This window comes from Allobosea sp. P1_A7 (assembly GCF_056406775.1).
Genome location: NZ_JBFTZN010000201.1, coordinates 1 through 10866 on the forward strand (window position 1 = coordinate 1; position 10866 = coordinate 10866).

10 protein-coding genes are annotated in these 10866 nt (G+C 65.1%); 3 read left to right on the forward strand and 7 right to left on the reverse strand.

From position 1 onward, the window contains the following. Window positions 1–816 (forward strand): alpha/beta fold hydrolase (locus tag AC1D34_RS26860; RefSeq protein ID WP_476825839.1); only part of this gene is annotated, 816 nt, incomplete at its 5' end. Between the two features lie 49 nt (window positions 817–865). Here AC1D34_RS26860 and hemH read toward each other — a convergent pair. Further along, on the reverse strand, window positions 866–1930 hold the full coding sequence (gene hemH, locus AC1D34_RS26865; protein WP_476825840.1) for a ferrochelatase: 1065 nt from the start codon (window positions 1928–1930) through the stop codon (window positions 866–868). A gap of 168 nt (window positions 1931–2098) precedes the next feature. On the opposite strand from hemH, the gene AC1D34_RS26870 reads away from it, so the two are divergent. Next, complete coding sequence (locus AC1D34_RS26870; RefSeq protein WP_441487895.1) at window positions 2099–3619, forward strand: bifunctional metallophosphatase/5'-nucleotidase; 1521 nt, start codon at window positions 2099–2101, stop codon at window positions 3617–3619. After that, on the forward strand, window positions 3616–4317 hold the full coding sequence (gene ung, locus AC1D34_RS26875) for a uracil-DNA glycosylase (protein WP_476825841.1): 702 nt from the start codon (window positions 3616–3618) through the stop codon (window positions 4315–4317). The genes AC1D34_RS26870 and ung overlap by 4 nt, the downstream gene beginning before the upstream one ends. Window positions 4318–4461: 144 nt before the next feature. Here ung and AC1D34_RS26880 read toward each other — a convergent pair whose 3' ends face one another. The 6 genes from AC1D34_RS26880 to AC1D34_RS26905 form a co-directional block, all read right to left on the reverse strand. Beyond that, window positions 4462–5694 (reverse strand): phenylacetate--CoA ligase family protein, encoded by a 1233-nt coding sequence (locus AC1D34_RS26880; protein WP_476825842.1) that lies wholly within the window; start codon window positions 5692–5694, stop codon window positions 4462–4464. Between the two features lie 26 nt (window positions 5695–5720). Next, window positions 5721–6401, reverse strand: coding sequence for a zinc metallopeptidase (locus tag AC1D34_RS26885; RefSeq protein ID WP_441487892.1), 681 nt, complete (start codon window positions 6399–6401; stop codon window positions 5721–5723). 24 nt (window positions 6402–6425) lie between these two features. After that, complete coding sequence (locus tag AC1D34_RS26890) at window positions 6426–7271, reverse strand: ABC transporter ATP-binding protein (protein ID WP_476825843.1); 846 nt, start codon at window positions 7269–7271, stop codon at window positions 6426–6428. 150 nt (window positions 7272–7421) lie between these two features. Further along, window positions 7422–8753 carry an ABC transporter substrate-binding protein gene (locus AC1D34_RS26895; protein ID WP_476825844.1) on the reverse strand — a complete coding sequence of 444 codons (1332 nt, stop codon included), beginning with the start codon at window positions 8751–8753 and terminating at the stop codon, window positions 7422–7424. Window positions 8754–8871: 118 nt separating this feature from the next. Then, window positions 8872–9951 carry a branched-chain amino acid ABC transporter permease gene (locus AC1D34_RS26900; protein WP_441487890.1) on the reverse strand — a complete coding sequence of 360 codons (1080 nt, stop codon included), beginning with the start codon at window positions 9949–9951 and terminating at the stop codon, window positions 8872–8874. 12 nt (window positions 9952–9963) lie between these two features. Further along, the coding region (locus tag AC1D34_RS26905) for a branched-chain amino acid ABC transporter permease (RefSeq protein WP_476825845.1) at window positions 9964–10866 on the reverse strand (903 nt) is incomplete at its 5' end.

Here is a 10866-nt window from a genome sequence, read left to right on the forward strand (position 1 = left end):
GCCTTCAAGGCCTTTTGTACGCCGCCACGGCGGCAACAGGGAACCGCGAAACGAAAGGCGGCCACAAAAGCCGCATCCGAACGGCTGGCCGGCGCGACACGCCACGCCATTCCCTACCCCTGTGGCTCGGTCACCGCCTATCTCTTCGAGCCGAAGGGGCAGAAGCCGTCCGGTTCCCCTTCGCCGTCCGTGATCCTCCTGCATGGCTGGACCAGCGAGGCGGCCTTCATGACCGCCTTCGTCGCGCCGCTGACCGCGGCCGGCTTCCGTGTCGTCGCCTATGATCTGCCCGCCCATGGCGACTCGACGGGCAGCGAGCTCAATATTCCGCTCGGTGTCGCCAGCCTCGCTGCCGTCGCGCGCGCCTTCGCACCGGTCCACGCCATCGTGACTCATTCCTTTGGTGGAGCGATCGCGATGGCTGCGCTCGCCCGCACCGTACCGGGGCAGCCGGCCGTCACGGCGAACCGGCTGGCGCTGATCGCCGCCCCCTCCTCGATCACCGAGATCACCCGCCAGTTCGGCACGACGATCGGTCTCGGCCGGCGCGGCCAGGCGGCGCTGGAACGACGCATCCATGTCGTAGCTGGCAACCCGGTCGAGGCCTTCGAGGGTCGTGACCAGCTCGCAGCGATCGCCAAGCCGACGCTGGTGATCCATTGCCGCGACGATCGGGAACTGGGTTTTCACCATGCCGAGGCCTTGGCCGCAGCCGGGCCCGGCGTCACGCTCGAGCCCGTGAAGGGGCTCGGCCACCGCCGCATCCTGCAGGCGAAGGCAGTGGTCGAAAGCGTCAGCCGGTTCGTGGCCGGTTAGGCTTCTGCGCTGCGGCCGCAACGGCTGCCGCAGCCGGTGCGCGAAAGCGCTACACCCAGCCCATCAGCTCGCGGCGCACGACGGCCTCGAGCACCCTGATCCCCTCGTCGGAATCGTTCAGGCACGGTAAATAGGCGAACTGCTTGCCGCCATTGTGCAGGAAGATCTCGCGGTTCTCGACATCGAGCTCTTCCAGGGTTTCCAGGCAGTCCGCCGAGAAGCCCGGCGCAACGATGGCCAGCGATTTCGTGCCTGCTGCGGCCAGCGCCTTCACGGTCTCGTCGGTATAGGGCTGCAGCCACTCATCCGGCCCGAAGCGTGACTGGAAGGTCAGGCGGAAGCGCTCTTCCGGCAGGCCGAGTTCGTCGCGCAGCAGCCGCCAGGTCTTGACGCACTGGCAGTAATAAGGATCGCCCTTGAGCAGATATTCCTTCGGCATGCCGTGGAACGAGCAGAGGATCACCTCCGGGTCGAAATCGAGCTTGGCGAGCGAGGCGCGCATCGAGGCGGCAAGCGCCGCGATATAGACGGGATCGTCATGGTAGGGCGGCGCGACCCTGACCGCGGGCTGCCAGCGCATCTGCATCAGCGCCCTAAAAGCCTGATCGCAGGCGGTTGCCGAGGTCGGCGCCGCATATTGCGGATAGAGCGGCACCATCAGGATGCGGTCGCAACCTTGGTCCTGCAGCGCCTTCAACCGGCTTTTCACATCGGGAAAGCCGTAACGCATCGCCCAGTCGAAGACGATGYGCTCGCCGGCATAGGATTTCAGCCGCTCCGCGAGCTGCTCGGTCTGCGAGCGCGTGATCGTCTTCAGCGGCCCCTCATCGCGCTCCTTGTTCCAGATCGAGGCATAGTCCTTGCCCTTCCGGCCCGGCCGCGTCGTCAGGATGATGAGGTTGAGTAGCGGCCACCAGACCCAGCGCGAGGTCTCGATCACCCTGCGGTCGGACAGGAATTCCTTGAGATAGGCCCGCATCGGCCAGTAACTCGTGCCTTCCGGGGTACCGAGATTCATCAGCAGCACGCCGATGCGCGAGCCACGCAACGGCCGATGGTCGGAGGGCAGCTTCACGGGGAGTGGGCCGGCGGCGGGCTTGGTCTTGACTGTCATCGATCCCGGACTTTCGTTTCTTCGTGATTTAGACGAGTTAGAGCATTCGTCCAGCCGCGAAGGCCCGGGGTGCGACATCGGCACCCCTGCATAATCGGCTAACCGTTTCCGCTGGTCAGCGGCACGCGGTTTGCTAATCTGGATTTCTTCTCAACAGGGCCTTGCTCCATGACCAAGCTGACCCGTCGCCGCGCTCTCGGCGTCCTTGCCGCCCCGGCCGCGCTTGCCGCCACCGCGCCGGTTGCCAGGGCGCAAGCTCCGGCCCCTGCCTTCACGCTGCTGCTGCTCAACGACATCTACAAGATGAGCGACGACAAGGGCCGCGGCGGCTTCGCCCGCGCCTCGGGCATCGCCAAGGCCGAACGGGCTCGCGGCATACCCGTGCTCTTCTGCCACGCGGGCGACTGCTACTCCCCCTCCCTGATGTCGGGCTTCGACCAGGGCGCCCATATCGTCACGATGCAGAACAAGATGGGCATCGACGTCTTCGTGCCCGGCAACCACGAGTTCGACTTCGGCAAGGACAATTACCTCAAGCTCACCGCCGCCCAGACCTACCCGACCTTTGCCGCGAACCTGCGTGACGCCGCCGGCAACGCGCTGCCCGGCCACAAGGACTCGCAGATCTTCGAGCTTGGCGGCATCAAGGTCGGCGTCATCGGCACCACCTATGATCCGACGCCGCAGCTCTCCAATCCCGGCGACCTGAAATTTTCCTCGACCATGGAGGCCTTGCGGCGCGAGGCGCGGGCGTTGAAGTCGCAGGGCGCCGATATCCTCGTCGGTGTCGTCCATGCCGACCGCGCCACGGATTTGACGATCGTGCGCTCGCGCGTCGTCGACATCCTGCTCACCGGGCACGACCATGATCTCGCCATCGCCTATGACGGCAAGGTCGTGATGGTGGAATCGAACGAGGAGGGCAATTACGTCACCGCCATCGATATCGCCGCGAAGGTGACCGGCGAGGGCGCCAATCGCCGTGTCGAGTGGACGCCGACATTTCGCGTCAACGATTCCCGCGCTGCGACGCCCGATCCGGAGGTTGCCGCGATCGTCAAGGGCTACGAGAGCGAGCTGTCGAAGGAACTCGACATCGAAATCGCGACGCTCGCGGCCCCGCTCGATTCCCGCACCAGCATGATCCGCACGCAGGAAACCGCGATCGGCAACCTGATCGCCGATGCGATCCGCGCTGCAACCGGCGCCCAACTCGCCATCACCAATGCCGGCGGCATCCGAGCCAACAAGCAATACGCCGCTGGGCACAAGGTCACCCGGCGCGACGTGCTGAGCGAGCTGCCCTTCGGCAACGCCACCGTGATGGTCGAGATTACCGGCAAGGACGTGAAGGACGCGATCGAGAACGGGCTGAGGGACGCACCGCAAGGCGCGGGGCGTTTCCCTGTGGTCTCGGGTCTCAGCTTCGAGGCCGATCTCAAGCAGCCGCAGGGCTCGCGCGTCACAGCTGTCACCGTCGACGGCAAACCGATCGAGCCCACCGGCAAGTACACGGTCGCCTCCAACAATTTCATGCTGGAAGGCGGCGATGGCTACACTGCGCTCGGCCGCGGCCGGACGTTGCTCGGCCTGACCGACGGCAAGCTCATGGCGAACGAGGTCATGGTCTATCTGCGCCGACTCGGCACCGTCGACGCAAAGGTCGAGGGACGGGCCGTCCTGAAGTGAGCGGTTATGCGGCGGCGCTGACGCGCTTTCTGGCAAGTCGGGTAAGCAAGGACTGGCGCGAACTCGCTGTCTTCCGTCCTGGAGGCGCTGCAGAGCGGGCGGCCGCGGCTGCCGACGCCGAGCGCGCGGCCGGGCATGTCGTGGCGCCCGCACCTGAACGGCTGCTCGCTGCCCTGGCGGAAACGCCATTCGAGACAGTGCGGGCATTCGTACTCGGCCAGGACCCCTATCCGACACCCGGCCATGCCAATGGCCTTGCCTTCTCCTATGTCGGCCCGCCGCCTCTGCCGCGTTCGCTGGTCAATATCTACAAGGAGCGGACGGAGGATCTCGGACAGGCCGCACCGGTGAGCGGCGACCTGTCATCCTGGGCCTCGCAGGGTGTGCTGTTGCTCAACACGGCCCTGACGGTGCGCGAAGGCGCGAGCAAGGCGGGCTCGCATCTCTCGCTCGGCTGGGGGGCGGTGACGGACGCGATCATCATCGCTGTCTCTACCTCGCGCCCGCATGTCGTTTTCCTGCTCTGGGGTGCTCCGGCCCAGGCCAAGCGCGGCCTGATCGACGAGCGCCGGCACCACGTGATCGCCAGCGCGCATCCATCGCCGCTTTCGGCACGGCGAGGCTTCTTCGGGTCAAAGCCGTTCAGCCGGGCGAATGAATGGCTGGTGGCGAAGGGCGAGGCGCCGATCGCCTGGTGACGGGCGCGACGCCGTTGGATCGCTTCAACCTCCCGAGCCGACCGGCATGGCTACGGGTAGCGGAGCACAGCCTATCCTGCACGCATACACTGGAAGCACGGACCGTCGCGTCGGCGGACGGGGATCGTGGACCCGGCGCCATTCCTATCCCACCGGCCGCTCGTCAGCGATGACCTTCCCGTCATTGGGCAATGCCCCGAGCGGCAGGATCTCCACCGCTCCCTTGACCTTTGTCACCTGCTGCAGGGTCGAGGACATCGCATCGACAAGTCCGGCGGGCTCGGCATAGATCTCGGCCTTGAGCGTCATCGTGTCGAGCTCGTCGGCGCGGCCGATGACCAGCCTGAGCTTGGCGATCTCCGTGTGCCGCCTGGCGATCTCGGCGACCTGCTCAGGCCGCACGAACATGCCCTTGATCTTGGCGGTCTGGTCGGCGCGCCCCATCCAGCCCTTGATGCGCGTATTGCTCCGGCCGCACGCGCTCGCGCCCGGCAGCACAGCCGTGAGATCCCCGACGGCCAGCCTGATCTGCGGGTGATGCGGATCGAGATTGGTGACGACGATCTCGCCAACCTCGCCTTCGGCCACAGGATCGCCCGTACCCGGCCGCACGATCTCGACGATCAGGTTCTCGTTCAGAAGCATGCCTTCGCGCGCCGACGTCTCATAGGCGATGACGCCGATATCGGCGGTGGCATAGAGCTGATAGGCATCGATGCCGCGCTCCTTGACCCAAGCCTGCAGCGAGGGCGGGAAGGCAGCCCCCGACACCACCGCGCGCTTGATGCAGGAGATATCGACGCCACGCGCCTCGGCGGCCTCGATCAGGATCTTCAGGAAATCCGGCGTGCCGGCATAGGCCTGCGGCCGATAGGCCGAGATCACCTCCATCTGCTGCTCGGTATTGCCCGGGCCGGCCGGTATCACGGCGCATCCAAGCGCACGTGCGGCCGAATCCATGATGAATCCGCCCGGCGTCAGGTGATAGCTGAAGGTATTGATGACGATATCGCCGCGACGGAAACCGGCCGCGAAGAGCCCGCGCGCCGCGCCCCAGGGATCAACTCCCGTGCCCTCCGGCTCGAAAATCGGGCCGGGCGAGGTGAACAACCGGCCAAAGGACCCAGGCGATGCCGGCACGAAACCGCCGAAGGGCGGGGTGCCCCTGTGCAGTGCCGGCAGGTCGGCCTTGCGGAGCACCGGCAGCCGCGACAGCGCATTGCGATCGGTGATCGCTGCCGGGTTGAGCCCCTTCAGCCGCTCGGCATAGGCAGGCGCGGATAAGGCAGCCTCGAGCACGGGCCTCAGCCTCGCGAAGAGATCGGCCTCGCGCGCGTCGGAAGTGCGGATTTCGAGATCGTCGAGATGATCGCTCATCGCTTTTGTCCTTGCGGAGCTTTGGCTCAGCGGATGATGCGCAGGATGCGCAGGAAATTGAGGAGACCGACGAGGGCGCCGGCCACATAGGTAAAGGCGGCCGCCCTCAGCACGCCGCGCGCTGCCGGTAAGTCGCGCCCGTCGAGATAGCCGTCTCTGGACAGGATCGGCAGCGCCTTGCCGAAGCTCGCGTCGAACTCCAGCGGCAGCGTCACGAGATGCACGACAAGACCGACGCCGAGCATTGCGATGGCGATGCCGGCCTGCATCAGTCCGATCGCAGGAACATGGGTGACGGCCATCACCAGAGGCGCAGTGAGCAGGATCGCCATCGCGACCTTGTCAAAGATGCCGAGGAAGCGCGCGAGCGCCGTACGCCAGGCAAAGAGCGAGCTGCCTTGCGCGTGCTGGATGGCATGCCCGACCTCATGCGCCGCCACTGCGACGGCCGTGATCGAGCGCCCATCGTGATTGTCAGGCGAGAGCCTGACCGCACGCGCATCGGGGTCATAGTGATCGCCCGCCGCGGAGGCCTCGACCGTGACGGCATCAAGCGAGAATCGATCAAGCAGGTGCCGGGCGAGTTCGCCTCCGGTTCCCGGCAGATCCGGCCGGGCGGCCGCATGCTTGCGCATCTGGCCGCGCACCCAGGCCTGCGGCCCGAAGATCAGCGCGATCAGCAGCACTGCGAGCACGAGATAGAGCATCCGACCGCTTCCGCCTTGTCCGGATCACGAAAGCCAGCGCTTGCGGCGCTTGTAGCTCTTGACGTCGCGGAACGATTTCTTGTCGCCCTCGGCCACGCCCAGATAGAACTCCTTCACGTCCTCGTTTTCGCGCAACATCTGCGCCTCGCCGTCCATGACGACACGGCCCGTCTCCATGATGTAGCCATAGGTTGCGTAGCGCAGCGCCATGTTGGTGTTCTGCTCGGCGACGAGGAAGGAAACGCCGTCCTCCGCATTGAGGCGACGGACGATCTCGAAGATCTCCTCGACGATCTGGGGCGCGAGCCCCATCGACGGCTCATCGAGCAGGATCATCTTGGGCTTCGACATCATGGCGCGGCCGACCGCGCACATCTGCTGCTCKCCACCCGAGGTATAGCCGGCCTGCGAGTTGCGCCGCTGCTTCAGGCGCGGGAACAGCTCATAGATCTTCTCGAGGTCGCGCTTGATCGCGGCATTGCCGTCGCGCCGGGTGAAGGCGCCGGTCAGCAGGTTCTCCTCGATCGAGAGATGGCCGAAGCAATGGCGGCCTTCCATGACCTGGATGCAGCCGCGCCGGACGAGTTCGTTCGGCGACATCCGATCGACCCGCTCGCCATCGAACACGATCGAGCCCTTGGTGACCTCGCCGCGCTCGGCCTTGAGCAGGTTCGAGATCGCCTTCAGCGTCGTCGTCTTGCCCGCGCCATTGGCGCCGAGGATTGCGACAATGCCCTTGCGCGGCACCTGCAGGGAGACGCCCTTGAGCACCAGGATGACGTGATCATAGAWCACCTCGATATTGTTCAGCGACAGGATGGTGTCCGTCGCAGCGGCGGGGGCGGGCTTCTCGAGGGTGGCGGTCGACATTGCGTGCTCCTTCCCTCTCCTTGTGGGGAGAAGGTGATCCGGCACAGCCGGATCGGATGAGTGAAGGACGGACGAGGTCAGGCGCTGCCGCACTCGTCCGTCTGCTTCGCAGGTGCCTCCTCCCCCGGAGGGGAGAAGGCTGAGCTCACATCAGGACGACTTCTCGCAGGACTCGGTCCGCTTCGGCCAGCCGGCGTTCTTCTCGGCATAGTCCTTGGCGGCGGCCTCGATCAGCGGACGCACCTCGTCCTTCAGCGGCTCGATCCAGTCCGAACCCTTGGTCCACTTGGTGCCGTCCCATTCGGCGACATACATCTTGCTATGGCCGGAATGGTCGCTGCAGGAGATCGTCGACGGGGTGCCGAAACCCTCCATGCCGATTTCCTTCAGGCGGGCCTCGGTGATGTTGAGGCCCTCGAGACCACGGCGCATGTCCTCGGCATTGACCACCTTCTTGCCGGTGAGCTTCTGCGCGTTGCGGATCGCCTCGACCACGAGCATCGAGTTGTAGACGCCGCGGTTATAGAGGTTCTCGCCGACCTTCTCCTTCGGCGCCAGGCTCTTACCCTTCTCCACGACATGTTTGATGATGTCCTGGATGACCGGGAAATTGGTGCCCGCCGCATTGAAGTTGAGCGACTTGTAGCCCTTTGCCTCGGCCCCGCCGGCCCGCGCATCATCGTCGCCGCCGGCCCACCAGACGCCGACCAGCTTGTTGATCGGGAAGCCGTTCTTGATGGCCTCCTTCACGGCCGTCGGGTTCATCGCGCCCCAGCCCTGGTTGTAGAGGTAGTCCGGGCGGTCACGCCGGATCGAGAGCCAGAGCGAGCCCTGGTTCTGCATGTCGGCTGCAGCGACCGGATACAGCTTGAGCTCGAAGCCGTATTTCTTGGCGAGGTTCTCAAGAACCGGGATCGGCTCCTTGCCGAAGGGCGCATCCAGATGGATCAGGCCGAGCTTCTTGCCCTTGAGCTTGTCCATGCCGCCGAACTCATTGGCCATGTGCTTGACCATGACCGAGGCGCCATCCCAATAGGTGAAGGGCGGGATGAAAACCCAGGGGAAGGTCGAGCCTTCGGCCGAAGCAGACAGGCCATAGGCCATCGACAGGATCGGGATCTTGTCGATATGGGCACGCGGGATCGCAGCCAGCGTCGCGCCGGTCGACCACGGGCTGTAGACGATCGTGTTCTTCGACTTCGCCTGCTCGTAGCACTCGATCGACTWCTTGGTGTCGTAGCCGGTCTCGCATTCCTCATAGATGACCTTGACGCCGTTCACGCCGCCGTCGCGCTCGTTGATCATCGCGATATAGTCGCGCATGCCGTCGCCGATCGGGATGCCGGAGCCCGAGAACGGTCCGGTGCGATAGGCATTGTTGGCGAAATAGACGCTGTCCTGCGCCGCCACCGGAGCGATCACCGCTCCCGCCGCGAGCAGCGCGCCGAGCGCCGCGCCCTTCATCAAACCAGTCTTCTTCATCTGTTCCCTCCGTGGTTGCATCGGGCGACCTTTTCACGGCCTGCCCGTTGTCTCCTGCCCTCCGCTTGACGATGGCGGCGGGTCGTATTCTTGGGCCCTCCCGGCCGAGGCACGCGCCTCAATAGGGGAAGGGCCACGTCCGCAACTTCTGCTTCGTGATCTGCCAGAGCCGCGCCAGGCCGTGCGGCTCGACGATCAGGAAGATGATGATCAGGGCGCCGACCAGCATGAAGGTGACATGCTCGGCAGCCGCGCCCGAGAGCGGCACGCCGAGCGCCGGCAGGCCGAATTTCAGGATGGTCGGCAGGCTCGCGATGAAAGCCGCGCCGAAGAAGGAGCCGATCAGCGAGCCCAGGCCCCCGATGATCACCATGAACAGGATGTTGAACGACAGGCGGATGTTGAAGACGTCCGCGGCTTCGCCGCCGCCATACCAGAGGAAGATCATCATCGCGCCGGCGACGCCGGCATAGAAGGACGACACTGCGAAGGCGAGCAGCTTGGCGTTCAGCAGCTTGATACCCATCAGTTCGGCCGCGATATCCATGTCGCGCACCGCCATCCAGGAGCGGCCGAGCCTGCCGTGCACCAGGTTCGAGGCGAACCAGGTCAGGACGACGACAAGACCGAGGCAGACGAAGTAGCGCGTTTCCGCCGAGGCCGAGGCACCCGTGACCGGGACGCCGAACAGGCTGCGCAGCGGCACCTCGATGGCCCCAGACGCATTGTAGTTGAACAGCCACGGCACGCGCACGAAGGCCCATTGCAGGAAGAACTGCGCGGCAAGCGTCGCGACCGCGAGATAGAAGCCCTTGATGCGCAGTGAGGGCAGCCCGAACAGCACGCCGATCGCGGCCGAAAACAGGCCGGAGACCAAGATCAGGACGATGATGTTCACGCCTGGAAAGAGGGTCGTCAGCTTGTAGCAGGCATAGGCGCCCACACCCATGAAGGCAGCCGTACCGAGCGAGATCAGCCCGGTATAGCCCGTGAGGATGTTGAGCCCGATCGCAGCCAGTGAGAAGACCAGGAACGGAATCATCACCGTCGCGATGAAGAAGTCGTTGCCGATCAACGGGATGCCGATGAGGGCGATGGCGAGGATGACCGCAATGCCGATCCGGTCCTGACGGAGCGGGAACACGGCCATGTCGGCGGCATAGGTGCTCTTGTATTGGCCGGCTTCGCGATAGAACACGGTTTCAGCCCTTCAAATTCGTTCGATGATCTTGTCGCCGAACAGGCCCTGCGGCCGGAACAGCAGGAAGCCGAGCGCGATGAAATAGGCGAGCCAGCTCTCGATGCCGCCGCCGATCAGCGGCCCCCAGTAGAACTCGCCGAGCTTCTCGCCGATGCCGATGATCAGCCCGCCGACAATGGCGCCCGGGATCGAGGTGAAGCCGCCGAGGATCAGCACCGGCAGCGCTTTCAGCGCCACGATCTCCAGCGCGAAGGACACGTCCGAACGCGCACCCCACATGATGCCGGTGATCAGTGCGACGATGCCGGCGGTGAACCAGACGATGACCCAGATCTGGTTCAGCGAGATGCCGACCGAGAGCGCCGCCTTGTGGCTGTCGGCGACCGCGCGCAGCGCCCGGCCGATGCGGGTGTATTGGAAGAACACGGCCAGCGCCGCGATCATGATCGAGGCGATGATCGCGGCCGCGATATCGATCTTCTGGAAGGAGACGAAGCCGCCGAGGATCTTCGCGTCGATCGCCCCCTTCGGCAGATAGAGTTCGCTCGTGATCATCTGCTTCGGGTTGCCGCCGAAGACGGCCTCGCCAAAACCGATCAGGAAATAGRTGATGCCGAAAGTCGCCATGAACAGGATGATGTCGGGCTGGTTGACCAGCGGACGCAGCACCACCCGCTCGATGGTGAAGGCGAGCAGGAACATCACGCCGAGCGTCAGGATGACGGCCAGGAACGCCGGTACGCCCTTCTCATGCAGGCCGACCAGCGTCAGCGCCGCAAAGACGACCATGATGCCCTGGGCGAAATTGAAGACGCCCGATGCCTTGAAGATCAGCACGAAGCCGAGCGCGATCAGCGCATAGAGCACGCCCGAAACGAGCCCTTCCCAGATCGTCTGAACCAGCAGGTCCGG

Bases quoted from the DNA above. Each gene is read 5' to 3' on its own strand.
- AC1D34_RS26870 (WP_441487895.1), top strand. From the start codon at position 2,099: ATGACCAAGCTGACCCGTCGCCGCGCTCTCGGCGTCCTTGCCGCCCCG.
- AC1D34_RS26880 (WP_476825842.1), bottom strand. From the start codon at position 5,694: ATGAGCGATCATCTCGACGATCTCGAAATCCGCACTTCCGACGCGCGC.
- AC1D34_RS26885 (WP_441487892.1), bottom strand. From the start codon at position 6,401: ATGCTCTATCTCGTGCTCGCAGTGCTGCTGATCGCGCTGATCTTCGGG.